Genomic DNA, 19,401 nt, shown 5'->3' with positions numbered 1-19,401 from the left:
CTTGGGAAAAATTGCTATATTTCGTCCATGACAGCGACAACGCATACGCTTGCATCCGGCCCCGGCTGGCGCGTGACGGACGTGATCTGCTCGGCTGGCGCTGGCGATCGGCCTTTCGAGGAAGCTCATCAGGATTTCTGTGTGGCCGCCGTCACCAGCGGCACGTTCCGCTACCGCGCGCAACAAGGTACGGCGATGCTGGCGCCCGGCGCCCTCCTGCTCGGCAATCCCGGCACATGTTACGAGTGCGGGCATGAACATGGCAGCGGCGACCGTTGCCTGTCGTTTCATTTCGGGCCGTCCTACCTGGAACGGATCGTGGCTGGCGTGCCGGACGCCAGGAAGCTGGCCTTCGCCACACCGCGCCTGCCGCCTTTGCCGGTGCTGGCGCCACTGCTGGCCGAGGCGGAAGCCGCGCGCGAGACTGCCGACATGGATGCCTTCGAGGAAATTTCCCTGCGCATAGCCGGTGCCGCCGCGACGGCTGCCACCGGAGGCACGCATGTCAGGCACGCGCCGAGCCGCCGCGATCAGAAACGGGTAGCCGAGGCAGTGCGGCGGACCGAACTGGACGCCGATGGGCCTGTCTCGCTTTCAGCGCTTGCCGATGAAACCGCGACCAGTCCGTATCATTTCCTGCGCATCTTCCGACAGGTCGCGGGCGTGACGCCCTACCAATTCCTGCTCAAGACCCGGCTGCACAGGGCCGCGGTACGGCTGCGCATGTCGGACGATACGGTTTCGGCGATCGCTTTCGAGGCTGGCTTCAACGATCTGTCGACCTTCAATCGTCGTTTTCGGCGGATCATGGGGGAGACGCCGGGCCAGTATCGCAGCCGCCGTGGCGCATAGGCTGTTTCTGCTTCGTGAATCGGCCTCGTGCCCGCAAAAAGGTAGACACGCAGGCTTTTGCGTCGGGGCGGCGAAAACCGCCTTGGCCATATCGTCGCAATCAGCGGTATCCATTTGAAATTACCACCAAAAATGACACTGGAAAAGTGCCTGACATGTTGGAGTTTCAGCCTTGCTTCCTATATAAGCACCAAGTGATTCCTGATTAGATTGTGATCCGATTTGACCGACCAGAAGACACCGCGCGGCGCCGACGGCGGCCCCAACGGCATCGAGCCGATATCCATCGTCGAGGAGATGCAGCGCTCCTATCTCGATTACGCCATGAGCGTGATCGTCAGCCGTGCGCTGCCGGACGTGCGCGACGGCCTCAAGCCGGTGCATCGCCGCATTCTCTTCGCCGCCCATGAGAGCGGCTACCATTGGAACCGCAAATATGTGAAGTCGGCGCGTCCTGTCGCCGACGTGATGGGTAAATACCATCCGCATGGCGACGCCTCCATCTATGATGCCTTGGTGCGCATGGCGCAGGACTGGTCGCTGCGCGTTCCGTTGATCGACGGGCAGGGCAATTTCGGCTCGATCGACGGCGATCCGCCTGCGGCGATGCGCTACACGGAAGCGCGCCTGACCAAGGTCGCGCACGAGCTCCTGGAGGATATCGACAAGGACACCGTCGATTTCCAGGACACTTATGACGCGTCGGGCAGCGAACCGAAGGTTCTGCCGGCACGGTTTCCCAACCTTTTGGTCAACGGCTCGGGCGGCATCGCCGTCGGCATGGCGACCAACATCCCGCCGCACAATCTCAGCGAAATCTGCAACGGCGCCATCGCCCTAATCGACAATCCGGCGATCGACCTGCCGGCGTTGATGGAGATCATTCCGGGACCGGATTTCCCGACCGGCGGCATCGTGCTTGGCCGTTCGGGCATCTACAACGCCTATTCGACCGGCCGTGGCTCCATCGTCATGCGCGGCAAGGTCAACATCGAACAGCGCGGCAATGACCGCGAGTCGATCATCATCACCGAAGTTCCCTACCAGGTGAACAAGTCGTCGATGATCGAGAAGATGGCTGAACTGGTGCGCGACAAGCGCATCGAGGGCATTTCCGATATCCGCGACGAGAGCGACCGCCAGGGCTACCGCGTCGTCATCGAATTGAAGCGTGACGCCGTTGCCGACGTCATCCTCAACCAGCTCTATCGCTTCACGCCGCTGCAGACCTCCTTCGGCGCCAATATGGTGGCACTGAACGGCGGCAAGCCGGAAGTGATGAACCTGACCGATATGCTGAAGGCGTTCGTCGCCTTCCGCGAGGAGGTGATCACAAGGCGGACGAAATTCCTGCTGCGCAAGGCGCGCGACCGCGCCCATGTGCTGGTCGGTCTCGCCATCGCCGTCGCCAATATCGACGAGATCATCAAGCTGATCCGCACCGCTCCGGATCCGCAGACGGCGCGTGAGCAGTTGATGGAGCGGCGCTGGCCCTCTGGCGACGTGGAATCTCTGATCCTCCTGATCGATGACCCGCGTCATCGGATCAATGAAGACGGCACCTACAATCTGTCAGAGGAACAGGCGCGCGCCATCCTCGAACTGCGCCTGCAGCGCCTGACCGCGCTCGGCCGCGACGAGATCGCAGACGAGTTGAACACGATCGGCGCCGAAATCATCGATTACCTGGACATTTTGTCTTCCCGCGCGCGCGTCCAGCAGATCGTCAAGGACGAGCTTGCCGCCGTGCGCGACGAGTTCGGCACGCCGCGCCGCACCGAACTCACCGACGGCGGTTCGGACATGGAAGACGAGGACCTGATCCAGCGCGAGGACATGGTCGTGACGGTGAGCCATTCCGGCTACATCAAGCGCGTGCCGCTGTCGCTCTACCGGGCGCAGCGTCGCGGCGGCAAGGGCCGCTCCGGCATGTCGACCAAGGAAGAGGATTTCGTCACTCGGCTGTTCGTGGCCAACACCCATACGCCGGTGCTGTTCTTCTCCTCGCGCGGCATCGTCTACAAGGAAAAGGTCTGGCGGCTGCCGATCGGCAATCCGCAGTCACGCGGCAAGGCGCTGATCAACATGCTGCCGCTGGAGCAGGGCGAGCGCATCACCACCATCATGCCGCTGCCGGAGGACGAGGCCAGCTGGGGCGAACTCTACGTGATGTTCGCCACCACGCGTGGCACCGTGCGCCGCAACGATCTATCCGACTTCGTCCAGGTCAACCGCAACGGCAAGATCGCCATGAAGCTGGAGGAAGAAGGCGACGAGATCCTCGGCGTCGAGACCTGCACCGACAAGGACGACGTGCTGCTGACCGCCAGTTCCGGCCAGTGCATACGCTTCTCCGTCGGCGACGTGCGCGTCTTCCAGAGCCGCAATTCGGTCGGTGTGCGCGGCATAACCATGGCCGAGACCGATCGCATCATCTCGATGTCGGTGATCGAGCATGTCGATGCTTCGCCGGCGGAACGCGCCGCTTACCTGAAGCGCGCGGCAGCAGAGCGGCGTCTGGCCACGGAAACGGCCGGCGAAGAGGAAGAGATCGCGCTGACCAATGAGGAGATCGGGGAGGAGACGGAGCTTTCCGACAGCCGATACGAAGAGCTCAAGGCGCACGAACAGTACGTGCTGACGGTGACCGAATTCGGCTACGGCAAGCGTTCGTCGTCCTATGATTTCCGGCTGACTGGACGCGGCGGTAAAGGCATCCGCGCCACCGACGTGTCGAAGGCAGCCGAGATTGGCAGGCTGGTGGCGACGTTCCCGGTCGGCAATGACGACCAGATCATGCTGGTGTCGGACGGCGGCACCGTCATCCGGGTGCCGGTCAACGGCATCCGTTTCGCCAGCCGCGCCACCAAGGGCGTGACCATCTTCAACACGGCTGAAGGTGAAAAGGTGGTTTCGGTCGAGCGGATCTCTGAGCCGCAATCGGACGAGGAAATCGAAGAGACCGTTGAGGGCGGCGCTGATGTCGCTCTGGCGCCTGACGCCGGTCCTGAGGGGGCGGACTAAGTCCGGAATCCGCGTATTGACATGGCAACGCCGGCCAGTTGGCCGGCGCGGCAGCAAATCAGGCTTTATCAGTAGTGACGATATGGCTTGCGCGGGCCGAAGCCTTCGAAGCGCTTGGTGTTTGCCTTGACGCGGATGCGTTGTGCCTCCTGATGCAGCCCAAAGACGGTGGCGATCAGCATGGCGACGGTCATTGCGGTGGCGAGCATGTAGATCAGCATGTGCGTGTTCTCCTGCGCCTAACAACGGATAGATGGGATTTTGGTTTCATCTTATTAAGGTGCAACCTAGTGAACGCTGCGTGAAGGCTTCGTGATCAGCGTGTTCATCTGTCGTTCATGTGCCGGAAAAGGTTCATGGCCAGCGCGCCGATCGGGATTTGCCTTTGCGAGAGAGGCTCGCTAGAGCCTGTTCCATCTTGATGGACGGAAGATGGAACAGGCTCTAGCTTTCATTTGAGCATGATCTCTAGGACAAACGAAAAACCGTTTGTCCGCAAAAACCGGTTTCCACTTTTTGGGATCATGCATTAGAAGCACCAGCCATGACTGAACGCATCGCCCTCTATGCCGGCTCCTTCGACCCGCTGACCAACGGCCATCTCGATGTGCTGAAGGCCTCGCTGGCCGTGGCCGATATCGTTTATGCGGCGATCGGCATCCATCCGGGCAAGCAACCGCTGTTTTCCTTCGAGGAGCGGGTGAAGCTGATCGAGACGGCGACGAAGGCGGAATTCGGCAGCGACGGCGCCCGTATCAAGGTCGTCGCTTTCGACGGGCTGGTCATCGACGCGGCCAAGAAGCAGGGCGCCTCGATCATGATCCGCGGCCTGCGCGACGGCACCGACCTCGACTATGAGATGCAGATGGCCGGCATGAACGAGACCATGGCGCCTCAACTGCAGACGGTTTTTCTGCCCGCCAGTCCTTCGGTACGCACCATTACCGCCACACTTGTTCGCCAGATTGCCTCGATGGGCGGCGACATTCGCCCCTTCGTGCCGGCGGCGGTTGCCGGTGCGCTCACAGCCAAGTTCAAGAAGTAAGTTTTCGGAGAAAACCATGCAGCTGAAAAAGCTAGCCTCGTTCCTTGTCGTGCTCGCCGGTCTTGTGGCTGCGTCGGTCTCGGCTTTCGCCGCCGACCCGGAAAACACAATGATCATCACGCTGAAGGACGGCGACGTCACCATTGCGCTGAGGCCCGATCTGGCGCCAAAGCATGTCGAGCAGATCAAGAAGCTGGTGCGCCAAGGCGCCTATGACAACGTCGCCTTCCACCGCGTCATCGACGGCTTCATGGCGCAGACCGGCGACGTCAAGTTCGGCAATATGAAAAAGGGTTTCAGCGCCGAGGCCGTTGGCACCGGCGGTTCCGACCTGCCCGACCTGCCCGCCGAATTCTCACAGACCGAACATTATAAGCGCGGCGTGGTCGGCATGGCCCGCTCGCAGGACCCCAATTCGGCCAATTCGCAGTTCTTCATCATGTTCGCTCCGGCACCGCCCCTCGATGGCCAGTACACCATCGTCGGCAATGTCGTCAGCGGCATGGAACTGGTGGATCACATCAAGAAGGGCGACCAGGCGGACAACGGCACGGTCTCCGATCCCGACCGGATGATCAAGGTGCGCATCGCCGCCGGCAAGTAAAGTTGTCAACTAACTCTGTTTTTCTGAAAAAGGATATCTGACATGGCCGAAATCAAGGACCGCGAGAACGCGCTCATCATGGAAACGACCAAGGGCAATGTGTTCATCGAACTTTTCCCCGACCTGGCGCCTGGCCATGTCGCCCGCATCAAGGAACTGGCCAGGGAAGGCGCCTATGACGGCGTGGTCTTCCACCGCGTCATCGAGGGTTTCATGGCGCAGACCGGCGACGTCAAGTTCGGCAATTCGAGCAAGCCTTCCTTCGCGCCGTCCCGCGCGGGCATGGGCGGCTCTGAAAAGCCGGATTTGAAGGCTGAATTCTCCAACGCCAACCATGCTCGCGGCACCTGCTCGATGGCCCGTTCGCAGAACCCGAACTCGGCCAATTCGCAGTTCTTCATCTGCTTCGACGATGCCGCCTTCCTCAACCGCCAGTACACGGTCTGGGGCCAGGTCATCGAAGGCATGGACAATGTCGACAAGATCAAGCGCGGCGAGCCGGTGCAGGATCCCGACAAGATCGTGTCGCTGAAAGTCGCGGCCGACGTCAAGTAAGGGCAGACGACAATGATGGGCGTCGTCTGGTCGCTTCTCGGCATCCTGTCCGGCGCCTTCATTGCCATTCAGGCCCCGATCAATTCGCAGCTGGCGCGCGGCCTGGGCCTCCCGGTCGCGGCGGCTGCGTTTTCGTTCCTGTCGGGCGCGATCGTGCTCGGCATCATTTCCGTCACGGTGGTGAAGCTGCAGGGCATCTCGCTCGACTGGAAGGCGCCGGCGCCCTGGCTGTTCGTGGCCGGCGGCATGCTGGGCGGTTTCTATGTCACGCTGTCGACGATTCTGACGCCGCGCATCGGTGCCGCCGCGCTGATGGCGTTTCTGGTGGCCGGCCAGCTGCTGGCCGGCATGCTCATCGACCGCGTCGGCTTCCTCGGCGTCGCGGTGCGTGAAATCTCGCTCGGCCGCATCGCCGGCGCGGTGCTGCTGCTGGCCGGAGCGCTGCTCGTCCGGCTCTACTGATGCGCGTCGACCTCTTTGACTTCGATCTACCGGAGGAGCGCATCGCGCTTCGCCCGGCGGAACCGCGCGACAGCGCCAAGATGCTGGTGGTCAAATCAGGCGAAGGGCTCGACGACCGCAGGGTTGGCGACCTGCCGTCCTTACTCAGGGCCGGCGACGTGCTGGTGTTCAACGACACCAAGGTCATTCCAGCGCAGCTCAAAGGCATCCGGCGGCGGGGTGAGGCGACGGCGCAGGTCGAAGCCACGCTGCATATGCGCATGGCGCCGGACCGCTGGCTGGCCTTCATGCGGCCGGGCAAGCGCATTGCCGCCGGCGACCGCATCCATTTCGGCCATGACGGCAATTCCTGTTTCCTCGGCCAACTCGACGCCACGGTGATCGAGAAAGGCGAGGGCGGCGAAGCACTGCTCGGCTTCGACCTGTCGGGGCCCTTCCTTGACGAGGCGCTGCACACGGTCGGGCATATTCCGCTGCCGCCCTACATCGCCTCGAAGCGCGACGACGACGAACGCGACCGGGCCGATTACCAGACCATCTATGCAAGCGAGGAAGGCGCCGTCGCGGCACCGACCGCGGGCCTGCATTTCACGCCGGAGCTTTTTGCAGCGCTTGACGCCAAGGGCATCGAACGCCGCTTCGTCACCTTGCATGTCGGCGCCGGCACGTTCCTGCCGGTGAAGGCGGACGACACTGCCGACCACAAGATGCATGCCGAGATAGGTTCGGTAAGCGCGGAAACAGCCGACGCGCTGAATGCGGCCAAGGCGAGGGGCGGGCGCATTGTCGCCGTCGGCACGACCTCGCTGCGTCTGCTGGAGAGTGCGGCGCGTGAGGACGGTACTCTGGCTGCGTGGTCCGGTCCGACCGATATCTTCATCACGCCCGGCTACCGTTTTCGCACCGCCGACGTGCTGATGACCAATTTCCATCTGCCGCGCTCGACGTTGTTCATGCTGGTTTCGGCCTTCAGCGGCCTCGACACGATGCGTGCGGCCTATGCCCATGCGATCGAGAACTGTTACAGATTCTATTCCTATGGCGACGCAAGCCTGCTTTTCCGAGCGGAGACGAGCGATGGACGATGATCTGCAAGCCTTTGACCGTGATGCGCTGGTCGCGGAAGTGAAAAAACTGCGCGCGGGCATTCGCCAGCACCGCGATTCCACCATTCGCGGCATCCACTACCGCCAGTCGCTCGACAAGCAGGCACCGGGCGCTCCGGTCCACGACAAGGAATTCAATGGCTAAGCCGTTCAGCTTCAAGATTCTGGCAACCGACGGCAAGGCGCGGCGCGGCGTGATCGACATGCCGCGCGGCGAAATCCGCACGCCGGCCTTCATGCCGGTCGGCACCGGCGGCACCGTCAAGGCGATGTATATGGACCAGGTGCGCGGTGTCGGCGCCGACATCATCCTGGGCAACACCTATCATCTGATGCTGCGGCCCGGCGCCGAGCGCGTCGCGCGGCTCGGTGGCCTGCACGAGTTCGCCCGCTGGCCGCATCCAATTCTGACCGACAGCGGTGGTTTCCAGGTGATGTCGCTGTCGAAGCTGAGAAAGCTGACCGAAAAGGGCGTCACCTTCCGCTCGCATATCGATGGCGCTGCCTACGAGATGTCGCCGGAGCGGTCGATCGAGATCCAGGGACTGCTTGATTCCGACATCCAGATGCAGCTCGACGAATGCACGGCGCTGCCGGCCGAGATGAAGGAGATCGAGCGCGCCATGGAGCTGTCGCTGCGTTGGGCCGAACGCTGCAAGACGGCGTTCGGCGATCAGCCGGGCAAGGCGATGTTCGGCATCGTGCAAGGCGGCGACAACGCAGCGCTCAGGGTGCGTTCGGCGCAGGCGCTGAGCGCGATGGAGCTGAAGGGCTACGCGGTTGGCGGCCTGGCCGTCGGCGAGCCGCAAGCGGTGATGCTCGACATGCTCGACATCACCTGTCCGGAACTGCCAGCGGACAAGCCGCGCTATCTGATGGGCGTCGGCACGCCTGACGATATCCTGAAATCGGTGGTGCGCGGCATCGACATGTTCGACTGCGTTATGCCGACACGGGCCGGCCGGCACGGCCTTGCCTATACCAGGCGCGGCAAGGTCAATCTGCGCAACGCCCGCCATGCCGACGATCCGCGGCCATTAGACGAGGAAAGCGATTGCCCGGCGGCGCGGGACTATTCCCGCGCCTATCTCCACCATCTGGTGCGCTCGCAAGAAGCGCTCGGCGCCATGCTTTTGACGTGGAACAACCTGTCCTACTACCAGAAACTGATGCAGGACATCCGCACTGCGATCGAGGCCGGCGCCTTCGAGGCACGCGGCGCGGAAATCACCGAAGGCTGGGCGAGGGGCGATATACCGTTGCTATGAGGCCTCAAGTGCTAAGCGAGTTCGACGCACGCAGGCTGCAGCCGGTGATCTGGAATGTGCCGTCGGGCTGCTGCTGCAACGTGTAGACAGCCTCGTAATCCTTGCCGTCGGGACCGACGATCAGCACTTGCTGCACAATCGAACCCGGAGCCGTCTCCTCGACCTTGCCGAAGGAATAGGTCTGCGGCTTGCGCACCGGCGGGTAGCCGTTGGTCACCATGTTCATGAAGGCGTCGACGGTCGGGAAAATCCGTTTCACATTCGGGGCGGCGAAGCTGTAGGCGGTGGCGCCGTCATTGGCGATGAGGGCCTTCAACTGACCGTCGATGACAGACTGCCCTGCCTTGATTTCGGCGTCGCCGGCAAACGCCGACGACACGAAGATGAATGGAACGATTGTGAATGCGAAAAAGGCGCGGCGCATGGCCTGTCTCCGTTGTCCCGCGAAATATCTTCCCTCAAAAACGTGCTGTCCGAAGACGCATCATAACATACGCTTGGCGGTGCATCCCGGTTTCAGCGATGGTGAATATTCATCTCGCTCGGTTCAAGCGCGGCATGCCGGTGGCGGACCTGCGAGAGACGGCAACCCAGGCCCGAGCCGGCTGAGCATTCATTCCAGCGCTTGAAAGCCCGCCTCCAGTCTGCCAGAAGGGCCGCTTGGACTTGGACGTTTAGCGGGACGAAGCCATGAAGGCGTTTTTCGTGCAGATCAAATGCGAGCTCGGCAAATCCTATGAGGTTGCCAGCGCGCTTGCCGATGCCGAGATCGCTTCGGAAATCTACTCCACCGCCGGCAACTACGATCTGCTCGCCAAATTCTATGTCGACGACGAGGAAGATGTCGGCCATTTCGTCAACGAGAAGGTGCAGATTCTCCCCGGCATCAAGGACACGTTCACCGTGGTGACGTTCCGCGCTTTCTAACTGCAAACCCACTTGCCCGGACACGAGGCAAAGCCTGATTACTGTCATATTTCGGCTGCCTCAATTTTAGGCAGGCGCAACATACTGATCGCCCCTATCTCCCAAATCACCGATTGCGCTTGATTTTCTCCGGCGACGCCAGTGAAATGGCGTCACAGGGGAGTATGCGATTGGCAGCGTTCGATGAAATGCTTCCGGAAGTCTCCGGATTGAGAAGACCGTATTCGGCTTATGATCGCTGGCTGAAGGAGCAGGATCCGGCCAGGCTTACCGAGAAGATGCAGGACGCCGAACGCGTCTTCCGCAAGACCGGCATCACCTTCGCCGTCTATGGCGAGCAGGAAGCCTCCGAGCGGCTGATCCCGTTCGACATCGTTCCCCGCATCATTTCAGGCAATGAATGGCGGCGCCTCACGCAGGGCATAGAGCAGCGCGTGCAGGCGCTGAACGCCTTCCTCGACGACATCTATCATCGCCAGGAAATCCTGCGCGCAGGGCGCGTCCCCAGGGAATTGATCGCCAGGAACGAGGCCTTCCTGCCGGAGATGATCGGGGTCAGGCCGCCGGCCGGCGTCTACACCCATATCATCGGCGTCGACATCGTCCGCATCTCGGAGGACGAATTCTACGTGCTGGAGGACAATGCGCGCACACCGTCGGGCGTCTCCTATATGCTGGAGAACCGCGAGACGATGATGCAGCTGTTCCCCGAGCTGTTCCAGAAGATCAAGGTGCGGCCGGTGGAAAACTACCCTCAGCTTCTGCGCCAGTCGCTGGCGGCGGTGCGGCCGCAAAGCACAAAGGGTGCGCCGACCATTGCGGTGCTGACGCCCGGCAGTTTCAACTCCGCCTATTTCGAACACGCCTTCCTCGCCGACCAGATGGGCGTGCAACTGGTCGAAGGCCAGGATCTGCGGGTCGTCGACGGGCATGTCGCGATGCGCACGACCGAAGGCTACAAGCAGATCGATGTGCTTTACCGCCGCGTCGATGATTCCTTCCTCGACCCGCTGACCTTCCGGCCGGACTCCGCACTTGGCATACCCGGCATCATGGATGTCTATCGGGCCGGCAACATCACCATCGCCAACGCGCCGGGCACCGGCATTGCCGACGACAAGGCGATCTATTCCTACATGCCCGAGATCATCGAATTCTACACCGGCCGCAAGGCGATCCTGGGCAACATCCCAACCTGGCGCTGCTCGGAGCCGGACAGCCTGAAATACGTGCTCGAACACATCGACGAACTGGTGATCAAGGAAGTGCACGGTTCCGGCGGCTACGGCATGCTGGTTGGGCCGGCAGCAACCAAGAAGGAATGCGAGACGTTTGCCAAGAAACTCCAGGCAAAACCTTCGAATTACATCGCCCAGCCGACGCTCGCGCTGTCGACATGCCCGATCCTGACGGAAAAGGGGTTGGCGCCGCGCCATGTCGATCTCAGGCCTTATGTGCTGGTCTCCGACCGCATCCAGATCGTGCCCGGCGGGCTGACCCGCGTCGCGCTGAAGGAAGGCTCGCTGGTGGTCAATTCCTCGCAGGGCGGCGGGACGAAGGATACGTGGGTGCTGGATGATTGAAGTGAGTGAGTAAGGAATTAGGCAGTAGGCAGCAGGCAGCAGGCAGCAGGCAGCAGTGGAAGCAGAGGACAGGGAAATGCCATATTCCATTGAGTTTCAAACTCTTACTATTCCCTACTGCCTATTCCCTACTCACTAGCCCGAGGGGCCAATTCAATGCTTTTAGGCCGCACCGCCAACGGGCTCTATTGGATGAACCGCTATATCGAGCGGGCGGAAAACATGGCGCGCTTGGTCGATGCCGGCCTGCGCATGGCGCTGACCCGCACGCAGAGCGCCTCGGAAGAGTGGAGTTCGGTGCTGCTCAGCGCCGGTTCCGACGTCACCTTCAGCCAGAAATATTCTGACTATACCGCCGCCAATGTCGCCGACTTCCTGTTGCGCGACACGTCGAACCCGTCGAGCACGATGGCGTCGATCGAGACGGCCCGCAACAATGCCCGCATGGTGCGTACCGCGCTGACGCGCGAAACCTGGGAAAGCATCAACGAAGCCTGGATGTCGCTGAAGCGGATGCTGGCCAGGCCGATCGACGAGCGCGACCTACCCAGCGTGCTCGACGCCATCAAGCGCGAGACGGCGCTGATCCGCGGCTCGTTCTACGGCACCATGCTGCGCAACGAGATCTTCGACTTCTCGCAGCTCGGCACTTATGTCGAGCGCGCGGACAACACGGCGCGCATCCTCGACGTGAAATATTATGTGCTGCTGCCGTCGATCTCCTGGGTCGGCTCGACGCTCGACAATTATCAGTGGGAATCGATCCTGCGTTCGGTCTCGGCGCATCGCTCCTATCGCTGGGTCTACGATGCCGATTACAAGCCGACCAACATTGCCGATTATCTGATCCTCAACGTTCGTATGCCGCGCTCGCTGATGTTCTGCTATCGCTTTCTGTCGGAGCATCTGAAATTCCTCGGCGACGATTACGGCGAACGCCATGCCTGCCACGCAACGGCCGAGAAGACGCAGACAATGCTGAGAGCCGGGTCGATCAAGGGCATATTCGACGCCGGCCTGCATGAGTTCCTGGCCAATTTCATTCGCGACAACACCAAGCTGGGCGAAGAGATCGCACAAGATTATCGGTTCAATTGAGCATGGTCCCGAAAGGTGGAGCCGGTTTTCTCAGACAAACGGAAACCGTTTGTCTGGAGATCGTGCTCACAAACGGAATAGAAGCATGCGGCTGAAGATCACCCACCGGACCGAGTACCGTTACGACGCGCCGGTGCACTATCTGTTGCAGCGGCTGCGGCTGCTTCCGGTCAGCGGATCGACGCAGACCGTTCTGTCCTGGGCTCTGGCGATCGAAGGCGCGCGTGAAGAGGTTCGCTTCGTCGACCATTTCGGCAACGACACAAGGCTGTTGAGCGTCGAGGGCGAGCGCGACTTCATCACTGTGGAAGCATCAGGCGAAGTGGTGACGCGCGACACCGCGGGTGTCTCGGGACCACACCAGGGCTTTACGCCGCTCTGGCTGTACAGCCATGAGACACCATTGACGACGATCGGCAGCGGTGTTCGCGATCTCGCCGCGTCGGTCGGCAAGGGCAGCGACATTGAAAGGCTGCACCGGCTGATGGCCATCATCGGCGAACGCGTCGCCTACACGCCCGGCACCACCAACGCGACGACGCCGGCGGAGGAAGCCTTGGCGCTCAAGACCGGGGTCTGCCAGGATCATACCCATATCTTTGCCGCCGCCGCCCGCGCCATGGGCTTTCCAGCTCGCTATGTCAGCGGCTATCTGATGCTGGATGCCACGGTCGAGCAGGCGGCCAGCCATGCCTGGGCCGAAGCGCATGTCTCGGGTCTCGGCTGGGTTGCCTTTGATGCCGCCAATGGCATTTCACCCGACGAGCGTTATGTAAAGGTGGCAACGGGCCGCGATTACCGCGACGCCACGCCGGTGTCGGGAATTCGGCTGGGACAGGCGGAAGAACGGCTTGCGGTCACCGTCACGGTGGAGCAGTAATCCTCCGCACGATTGCTGCCGAGCGATTCATCGTTTCAAGGAACGCCGAACCGCTCTATCCCCTTGTTTTAACGCAATTCCGCACGGAAAACCGCTTCACACTTTTCCTGGAATTGCTCTAGAAGAGATTCCATGACCTATTGCGTTGGCCTGAAGATCGACCGCGGGCTCGTGTTCATGTCGGACACGCGCACCAATGCAGGCATGGATTCCATCTCCACCTTTCGCAAGATGCATGTCTGGGAAGAGCCGGGCGAGCGTGTCATCGTTTTGATGTCGGCGGGCAATCTGGCGACGACGCAGGCCGTGGTCAGCCTGCTCGACGAGCGCACCAAGGCGATCTCCGAAAGGCATTCTACGGTGCTCGAAACGCCGTCGATGTACCAAACGGTCCGCATTGTTGGCGACACGGTCAAGGAGGTCATCGCCAATTCGTCACCCGCTGGCGAAAAGGCGGATTCCTATTTCAATGCGTCCTTCATCCTCGGCGGTCAGATCAAGGGCAGCGAGCCGCGCCTGTTCATGATCTATCCCGAAGGCAATTTCATCGAATCGACCGATGACACGCCGTTTTTCCAGATCGGCGAGACCAAATACGGCAAGCCGATCATCATCCGCGCCTACGAAAGGACGATGAGCCTGGCCGAGACGGTGAAGCTGCTTTTGGTGTCGTTCGATTCGACGTTGAAGTCGAACCTGTCCGTCGGCTTGCCGCTCGACCTGCTCTTCCTGGAGAAGGACGCCTTCAAGGTCGGATTGAAGAAGCGGATCGGCCAGGATGACCAGTACTACCGCACGATCTCCGACGGCTGGTCGAATGCGCTGAAGACGGCCTTTGCCAGCCTGCCGGATTTCCCCGGCTGAGGCGTGCGGCATCCGTTGCTGGTTGCATATATTTCACGCGTTAATTAATAAGGAGGCCAGCCGCGATGGATGGTGGCGGTCGATCATGTCGGGAGGACAGGATGAACAACGATGATTTCCGGCAATGGTCGCGGCGCGCCGCCGACTGGGGCGCTGACTATCGCAACAATCTGCGCGACCGCCCCGTGCGGCCACTGGTAGAACCCGGCGCCATTTCTGGAAGCATTGAGGTTTCGCCGCCCGAAGACGCCGAACCGATGGACCGGATCTTCGCCGACTTCGAAGAGAAGATCCTGCCGGGAATGACGCATTGGCAGCATCCGCGTTTCTTCGCCTATTTCCCGGCCAATGCGGCGCCGGTCTCGGTGGTGGCGGAATATCTGGTTTCGGCGATGGCCGCGCAATGCATGCTCTGGCAAACGTCGCCGGCGGCGACCGAACTCGAAACGCGCACCGTCGACTGGATGCGCCAGGCGCTCGGCCTGCCCGAAGGGTTTTCCGGGGTGATCCAGGATTCAGCCTCGTCGGCGACACTGGCCGCGGTGCTGACCATGCGCGAGCGGGCGCTCGATTGGCAAGGCAACAAACAAGGCCTGGCAGGGCAGGCGCGGCTGCGCATCTATTCCTCCGATCAGGTGCACACGTCGATCGACCGGGCGATCTGGGTGTCCGGCATCGGCGAGGACAATCTCGTGCGCATTCCGGTCGGCGGCCGCTTTCGCGCCATGGACACGGCAGCACTCGAGGCGGCAATCGCCGCCGACCTGGAAGCCGGCATGCAGCCGGCCGGCATCATCGCTTGCGTAGGCGGCACCAGCACCGGCGGCACCGACGACATTGAAGCGGTTGTCGAGGTCGCACGGCGGCATGGGCTTTATCTTCACGTCGACGCCGCCTGGGCCGGATCGGCGATGATCTGTCCGGAGTATCGGCATTTCTGGACAGGCGTCGAAGGCGCCGATTCGATCGTCTTCAATCCGCACAAATGGCTGGGCGCGCAGTTCGACTGCTCGATCCAGTTCCTGCGCGATCCCGAGAGCCATGTCAGGACGCTGGCCATCAAGCCGGATTATCTGAAGACGCACGGTCATGACGGCATCATCAACTATTCCGAATGGTCGGTGCCGCTTGGCCGGCGCTTCCGCGCGCTGAAATTGTGGTTCCTGCTGCGCGCCCATGGCCTGGAACGCCTGCGCACGATGATCCGCAATCATGTCGGGTGGAGCGAAGGGTTGGCGGCGCGGCTGGCAAGGGAGCCGGATTTCGAGATCGTCAGCGAACCGATGCTGTCGTTGTTCTCGTTCCGACACAAGACCGCAACCGATGCGGACGAGCACAATCTGCGCCTGGTCAATGCGATCAACGACGATGGCCGCATCTACCTGACGCAGACGAAAGTCGATGGACTGATAGCAATCCGCTTCCAGGTCGGCCAGTTCGAGGCGACCGCCGCCGATATCGATGCGGCTTTTGTCGTTATCACAGAAATCGCACGTGGCCTGGATCGCTGATTTCGTTAGCCGGCTTATGCTTTCCATCGATTTCGTTTTCGACTATAGACAAGAAAAACGAAAACGGGAGGTTGCCCCATGTATCTGTCGCCACGCCATGCCGAGATTATCCAGATGGCCAAGGATCATGGCCGCGTGCTGGTAGATGATCTGGCCACCCACTTCAATGTGACGCCGCAGACCATACGCAAGGATCTCAACGATTTGTGCGACCAGCGGCTGCTCTCGCGTATCCATGGCGGCGCGCTGTATCCCTCCGGCATCGAGAACATGGAGTATGAGGCGAGACGCAAGATCGCCGCCGACGAAAAGGAGGCGATCGGCCGTGCGGCCGCCAGGTTGATTCCCGACAATGCCTCGCTGTTCATCAACATCGGCACCACGACAGAGTCGGTCAGCAAGGCGTTGCTCGATCACAACGGTCTCATGGTCATCACCAATAACATCAATGTTGCCAATAGGATGCGGATATATCCCTCGATCGAGGTGGTGATCGCCGGCGGGGTTGTGCGCGGTTCCGATGGCGGTGTGGTCGGCGAGGCGGCGGTCGACTTCATCAGGCAGTTCAAGGTCGACTACGCGGTGATCGGTGCATCCGCCATCGACCATGACGGCGCCTTGCTCGATTTCGATTTTCGCGAGGTCAAGGTGGCGCAGGCGATCATCGCCAATGCAAGGCATGTCATCCTGGTTTCCGACCAGACCAAATTCGAGCGAACCGCACCGGTGCGCATCGGCCATCTGTCGCAGGTCAACACCTTCATCACCGATCGTTGCGACATCCCGTCAGTGCGCAAGATCTGCCAGGAGGCCGAGGTTCAGCTGATCGAGACGTCGCTCGCCTAGGCGGTTTTCACCCGATACACGCGCTCGTGATATTTCGTTTGACATTCGTTATCATTTCGAAATAATTCCGACACGGTTTCGTAAAAGCCCAAAAATGGTGCAATGCGAAATCGTTGGAGGAATTGTGGACGCATCTCCGATCCGTGACATTTTCGTCATAGGTGGCGGCATCAATGGCTGCGGCATTGCCCGTGATGCCGTCGGTCGTGGCTTTTCCGTGTTTCTCGCCGAGATGAACGACCTCGCCAGCGGAACCTCCTCGGGTTCGACCAAATTGATCCATGGCGGCCTGCGCTACCTCGAATTCTACGAATTCCGCCTGGTGCGCGAGGCGCTGATGGAGCGCGAGGTTTTGTGGAAGAACGCGCCGCACATCATCTGGCCAATGCGCTTCGTGCTGCCCTATGCCAAGGGCCTGCGCCCGGCCTGGCTGATCAGGCTCGGTCTCTTCCTCTACGACCACATTGGCGGGCGCAAATTGCTGCCCGCGACCCGGACGCTGGACATGGCCAGGGATCCGGCCGGTAAGCCTTTGAAGCCGCTGTTCAAGAAGGCCTTCGAATATTCTGATGGCTGGGTCAATGACGCGCGGCTGGTGGCGCTGAACGCACGTGATGCCGCCGACCGCGGCGCCACGGTCCGCACCCGCACGAAAGTGACCGGCGCGCGCCGCGAAAACGGCCTGTGGGCAATCCAGATCGAGGATCTGCAGACCGGCGAGACCGAGGAGATCAAGGCGCGACTGCTGGTCAATGCCGCCGGCCCCTGGGTCGATCATGTACTGTCCGGCGTCGTCGGGCTCAACGATGTGCACAATGTCCGCCTCGTGCAGGGCAGCCACATTGTCATCGCCAGGAAGTTCGACGATCCCCGCGCCTATTTCTTCCAGAACAGGGATGGTCGCATCATCTTCGCCATCCCCTATGAGGAAGAGTTCACCCTGATCGGCACCACCGACCAGGATTATCCCGGCGACCCGCATGACGTGAAGATCAGCGACACCGAGATCGACTACCTCTGCGCCGCGGCAAGCGAATATTTCGCGGAACCGGTCAAGCGCTCGGACATCGTCTGGACCTATTCGGCCGTCCGTCCGCTCTATGATGACGGCGCCTCCAAGGCGCAGGAAGCGACGCGCGACTATGTGCTCAAGGCCGATGGCGGCGAGGGCGCCGCCCCGATCGTCAACGCCTTCGGCGGCAAAATCACCACCTATCGCCGGTTGGCGGAATCGATGCTGGAAAAGATCGAGGGTTTTCTTGGCAAACGCGGCAAGCCGTGGACTGCAAACGCGCCGTTGCCGGGCGGCGATTTCCCGGCCACCGGTTTCGATGCCGAAGTGGCGAAATTGAAAACCGCTTATCCATTCCTCGACGCGCGCCTGGCTCGCCGGTTGACCCGGCTCTATGGAACCCGCGCGAGGATGCTGTTGGGGCTGGCCAAATCGAACGTCGATCTCGGCCGCAACTTCGGCGCCGATCTCTATGAGGCCGAGGTGCGCTATCTCGTTCAAAACGAATGGGCCGTCACATCAGAAGATGTATTGTGGCGCCGGACCAAGCGCGGTCTGCATCTCAGCCGCGAGCAGGTGGCGGCGCTCGATGAGTTCATGCGCGGCATAAGCCGGCGCCATGTTGCGGCTGCCGAATGAAGAGGGGTTTGAGCTGATGCGGAAGGCCTGGGAGGAGGCGTCATGCTGGAACTGAGAAACGTCACCAAGGCGGTCGGCGCGGTCGAGCATATAAGCGACGTGTCGCTGACGCTCCAGCACGGCTCGCTCAACGTCCTGCTCGGACCTACGCTTTCCGGCAAGACAAGCCTGATGCGACTGATGGCCGGCCTGGACGTGCCGACCTCCGGTTCGATCTGGTTCGACGGCCAGAATGTCACCGGCGTGCCGGTGCAGAAGCGCAAGATCGCTATGGTCTACCAGCAGTTCATCAACTATCCGGCGATGACCGTTTATGAGAACATTGCTTCGCCGCTACGGGTGGCCGGCGTCGAGCAGGCCAGGATCGACAGCCAGGTACGTGAAGCCGCCGCTCTTCTCAAGCTGACACCCTATCTCGACCGCACGCCGCTCAGCCTGTCGGGCGGCCAGCAGCAGCGCACCGCGCTGGCGCGCGCCATCGTCAAGAACGCAAGCCTGGTCCTGCTCGATGAACCGCTCGCCAATCTCGACTACAAATTGCGCGAGGAACTGCGCGCCGAATTGCCCAGGATATTCGCGGCCGCCGGCACCATCTTCGTCTACGCCACGACCGAGCCGCACGAGGCCCTGCTGCTTGGCGGCAACACGGCGACGCTTTCGCAAGGCAAGATCACCCAGTTCGGACCGACCATCGAGGTGTTCCGCAAGCCGGTAGATCTGGTGACAGCCAGGACGTTTTCCGATCCGCCGCTCAACACCATCGTGCTCGCCAAGAAGGGTCGGGATTTCCTGCTCGAGGGCGGCGTGAACCTGCCGGTGCCGACCGAACTCTCCGGCATTGCCGACGCCCTCTATACGATCGGTTTTCAGCCGCACCACCTGTCGCTCGAGCGGCCCAATGCGGCGGCGGTGCCGGTGCGTGCCAAGGTGACGATCACCGAGATCACCGGATCGGAGAGCTTCATCCATCTCGATTTCGCCGATGCGCGCTGGGTCATGCTGACCCATGGTATCAGGCATTTCGAGCCAGACGAGGTGGTCGAGGTGTTCATCGATCCGCGCCACATCATGGTTTTCGACGAGCACGGCAGCGCCGTGACTGCGCCGAAGCTGGCGGCTTGAGGG

The 19,401-nt window shown here is 61.5% G+C and carries 20 protein-coding genes; 18 read left to right on the top strand and 2 right to left on the bottom strand.

Going from position 1 to position 19,401, the window contains the following annotated elements:
* Positions 1–27: 27 nt before the first annotated feature.
* Positions 28–852, top strand: coding sequence for an AraC family transcriptional regulator (locus EOA13_RS22270; protein WP_127295891.1), 825 nt, complete (start codon positions 28–30; stop codon positions 850–852).
* Between the two features lie 222 nt (positions 853–1,074).
* Complete coding sequence (gene gyrA / locus EOA13_RS22265) at positions 1,075–3,876, top strand: DNA gyrase subunit A (RefSeq protein ID WP_127295889.1); 2,802 nt, start codon at positions 1,075–1,077, stop codon at positions 3,874–3,876.
* Positions 3,877–3,944: 68 nt separating this feature from the next.
* Here the strand turns inward: gyrA and EOA13_RS22260 are convergent, their stop codons facing one another.
* Entirely contained in the window at positions 3,945–4,097 is a 153-nt protein-coding gene (locus tag EOA13_RS22260; protein ID WP_081714296.1) for a hypothetical protein, read from the bottom strand.
* 323 nt (positions 4,098–4,420) lie between these two features.
* Here EOA13_RS22260 and coaD point away from each other — a divergent pair, with 323 nt between their 5' ends.
* From coaD to tgt, 7 genes are all read left to right on the top strand, one after another.
* Positions 4,421–4,921 (top strand): pantetheine-phosphate adenylyltransferase, encoded by a 501-nt coding sequence (gene coaD / locus EOA13_RS22255; protein ID WP_127295887.1) that lies wholly within the window; start codon positions 4,421–4,423, stop codon positions 4,919–4,921.
* A 109-nt stretch (positions 4,922–5,030) separates the two neighbouring features.
* On the top strand, positions 5,031–5,525 hold the full coding sequence (locus EOA13_RS22250) for a peptidylprolyl isomerase (RefSeq protein WP_245490450.1): 495 nt from the start codon (positions 5,031–5,033) through the stop codon (positions 5,523–5,525).
* A gap of 42 nt (positions 5,526–5,567) precedes the next feature.
* A complete protein-coding gene (locus EOA13_RS22245) occupies positions 5,568–6,080 on the top strand; it encodes a peptidylprolyl isomerase (protein ID WP_127295883.1) in 513 nt (170 codons plus the stop codon).
* Between the two features lie 12 nt (positions 6,081–6,092).
* Complete coding sequence (locus tag EOA13_RS22240) at positions 6,093–6,542, top strand: DMT family transporter (RefSeq protein ID WP_109669161.1); 450 nt, start codon at positions 6,093–6,095, stop codon at positions 6,540–6,542.
* Positions 6,542–7,630: a tRNA preQ1(34) S-adenosylmethionine ribosyltransferase-isomerase QueA gene (gene queA / locus EOA13_RS22235; RefSeq protein WP_127295881.1), complete on the top strand. Its 1,089-nt coding sequence runs from the start codon at positions 6,542–6,544 to the stop codon at positions 7,628–7,630. The genes EOA13_RS22240 and queA overlap by 1 nt, the downstream gene beginning before the upstream one ends.
* Positions 7,620–7,793 (top strand): hypothetical protein, encoded by a 174-nt coding sequence (locus tag EOA13_RS37975; RefSeq protein ID WP_164780251.1) that lies wholly within the window; start codon positions 7,620–7,622, stop codon positions 7,791–7,793. The genes queA and EOA13_RS37975 overlap by 11 nt, the downstream gene beginning before the upstream one ends.
* Positions 7,786–8,916, top strand: a complete 1,131-nt coding sequence (gene tgt / locus EOA13_RS22230) for a tRNA guanosine(34) transglycosylase Tgt (RefSeq protein ID WP_127295879.1) — start codon at positions 7,786–7,788, stop codon at positions 8,914–8,916. The genes EOA13_RS37975 and tgt overlap by 8 nt, the downstream gene beginning before the upstream one ends.
* Before the next feature lie 4 nt (positions 8,917–8,920).
* Here tgt and EOA13_RS22225 read toward each other — a convergent pair whose 3' ends face one another.
* Positions 8,921–9,340 carry a DUF4864 domain-containing protein gene (locus EOA13_RS22225; protein WP_127295877.1) on the bottom strand — a complete coding sequence of 140 codons (420 nt, stop codon included), beginning with the start codon at positions 9,338–9,340 and terminating at the stop codon, positions 8,921–8,923.
* 266 nt (positions 9,341–9,606) lie between these two features.
* Here EOA13_RS22225 and EOA13_RS22220 point away from each other — a divergent pair, with 266 nt between their 5' ends.
* The 9 genes from EOA13_RS22220 to EOA13_RS22180 all read left to right on the top strand — a co-directional run bounded on the left by EOA13_RS22220 (position 9,607) and on the right by EOA13_RS22180 (position 19,398).
* A complete protein-coding gene (locus tag EOA13_RS22220) occupies positions 9,607–9,843 on the top strand; it encodes an Lrp/AsnC family transcriptional regulator (protein ID WP_010909609.1) in 237 nt (78 codons plus the stop codon).
* A gap of 170 nt (positions 9,844–10,013) precedes the next feature.
* Complete coding sequence (locus tag EOA13_RS22215) at positions 10,014–11,426, top strand: circularly permuted type 2 ATP-grasp protein (protein ID WP_023812984.1); 1,413 nt, start codon at positions 10,014–10,016, stop codon at positions 11,424–11,426.
* A 156-nt stretch (positions 11,427–11,582) separates the two neighbouring features.
* Complete coding sequence (locus tag EOA13_RS22210; RefSeq protein WP_023812983.1) at positions 11,583–12,524, top strand: alpha-E domain-containing protein; 942 nt, start codon at positions 11,583–11,585, stop codon at positions 12,522–12,524.
* A gap of 85 nt (positions 12,525–12,609) precedes the next feature.
* Positions 12,610–13,404 (top strand): transglutaminase family protein, encoded by a 795-nt coding sequence (locus EOA13_RS22205; protein ID WP_023812982.1) that lies wholly within the window; start codon positions 12,610–12,612, stop codon positions 13,402–13,404.
* Positions 13,405–13,536: 132 nt separating this feature from the next.
* Positions 13,537–14,268, top strand: a complete 732-nt coding sequence (locus EOA13_RS22200) for a peptidase (RefSeq protein ID WP_023812981.1) — start codon at positions 13,537–13,539, stop codon at positions 14,266–14,268.
* Positions 14,269–14,369: 101 nt separating this feature from the next.
* Positions 14,370–15,779 carry an aspartate aminotransferase family protein gene (locus EOA13_RS22195; protein ID WP_127295875.1) on the top strand — a complete coding sequence of 470 codons (1,410 nt, stop codon included), beginning with the start codon at positions 14,370–14,372 and terminating at the stop codon, positions 15,777–15,779.
* Positions 15,780–15,857: 78 nt separating this feature from the next.
* Entirely contained in the window at positions 15,858–16,625 is a 768-nt protein-coding gene (locus EOA13_RS22190) for a DeoR/GlpR family DNA-binding transcription regulator (protein ID WP_127258922.1), read from the top strand.
* Between the two features lie 124 nt (positions 16,626–16,749).
* Positions 16,750–18,276 (top strand): glycerol-3-phosphate dehydrogenase, encoded by a 1,527-nt coding sequence (gene glpD, locus EOA13_RS22185; protein ID WP_127295873.1) that lies wholly within the window; start codon positions 16,750–16,752, stop codon positions 18,274–18,276.
* Between the two features lie 42 nt (positions 18,277–18,318).
* The gene (locus tag EOA13_RS22180) at positions 18,319–19,398 is read left to right on the top strand and encodes an ABC transporter ATP-binding protein (protein WP_127295871.1); all 1,080 of its coding nucleotides are present in this window, start codon (positions 18,319–18,321) and stop codon (positions 19,396–19,398) included.
* The last annotated feature ends 3 nt before the right edge of the window (positions 19,399–19,401 follow it).

Source organism: Mesorhizobium sp. M7A.F.Ca.US.011.01.1.1 (genome assembly GCF_003998295.1).
Taxonomy (GTDB): Bacteria; Pseudomonadota; Alphaproteobacteria; order Rhizobiales; family Rhizobiaceae; genus Mesorhizobium.
The sequence above is the reverse complement of the archived record's forward strand: the minus strand, read 5'-3'. Positions and strand labels throughout refer to the sequence as shown.

Coding starts and splice junctions, on each gene's coding strand:
- EOA13_RS22270 (WP_127295891.1), top strand. CDS start 28: ATGACAGCGACAACGCATACGCTTGCATCCGGCCCCGGCTGGCGCGTG.
- EOA13_RS22260 (WP_081714296.1), bottom strand. CDS start 4,097: ATGCTGATCTACATGCTCGCCACCGCAATGACCGTCGCCATGCTGATC.
- coaD (WP_127295887.1), top strand. CDS start 4,421: ATGACTGAACGCATCGCCCTCTATGCCGGCTCCTTCGACCCGCTGACC.
- EOA13_RS22250 (WP_245490450.1), top strand. CDS start 5,031: ATGATCATCACGCTGAAGGACGGCGACGTCACCATTGCGCTGAGGCCC.
- EOA13_RS22245 (WP_127295883.1), top strand. CDS start 5,568: ATGGCCGAAATCAAGGACCGCGAGAACGCGCTCATCATGGAAACGACC.
- EOA13_RS22240 (WP_109669161.1), top strand. CDS start 6,093: ATGATGGGCGTCGTCTGGTCGCTTCTCGGCATCCTGTCCGGCGCCTTC.
- queA (WP_127295881.1), top strand. CDS start 6,542: ATGCGCGTCGACCTCTTTGACTTCGATCTACCGGAGGAGCGCATCGCG.
- EOA13_RS37975 (WP_164780251.1), top strand. CDS start 7,620: ATGGACGATGATCTGCAAGCCTTTGACCGTGATGCGCTGGTCGCGGAA.
- tgt (WP_127295879.1), top strand. CDS start 7,786: ATGGCTAAGCCGTTCAGCTTCAAGATTCTGGCAACCGACGGCAAGGCG.
- EOA13_RS22225 (WP_127295877.1), bottom strand. CDS start 9,340: ATGCGCCGCGCCTTTTTCGCATTCACAATCGTTCCATTCATCTTCGTG.
- EOA13_RS22220 (WP_010909609.1), top strand. CDS start 9,607: ATGAAGGCGTTTTTCGTGCAGATCAAATGCGAGCTCGGCAAATCCTAT.
- EOA13_RS22210 (WP_023812983.1), top strand. CDS start 11,583: ATGCTTTTAGGCCGCACCGCCAACGGGCTCTATTGGATGAACCGCTAT.
- EOA13_RS22205 (WP_023812982.1), top strand. CDS start 12,610: ATGCGGCTGAAGATCACCCACCGGACCGAGTACCGTTACGACGCGCCG.
- EOA13_RS22200 (WP_023812981.1), top strand. CDS start 13,537: ATGACCTATTGCGTTGGCCTGAAGATCGACCGCGGGCTCGTGTTCATG.
- EOA13_RS22195 (WP_127295875.1), top strand. CDS start 14,370: ATGAACAACGATGATTTCCGGCAATGGTCGCGGCGCGCCGCCGACTGG.
- EOA13_RS22190 (WP_127258922.1), top strand. CDS start 15,858: ATGTATCTGTCGCCACGCCATGCCGAGATTATCCAGATGGCCAAGGAT.
- EOA13_RS22180 (WP_127295871.1), top strand. CDS start 18,319: ATGCTGGAACTGAGAAACGTCACCAAGGCGGTCGGCGCGGTCGAGCAT.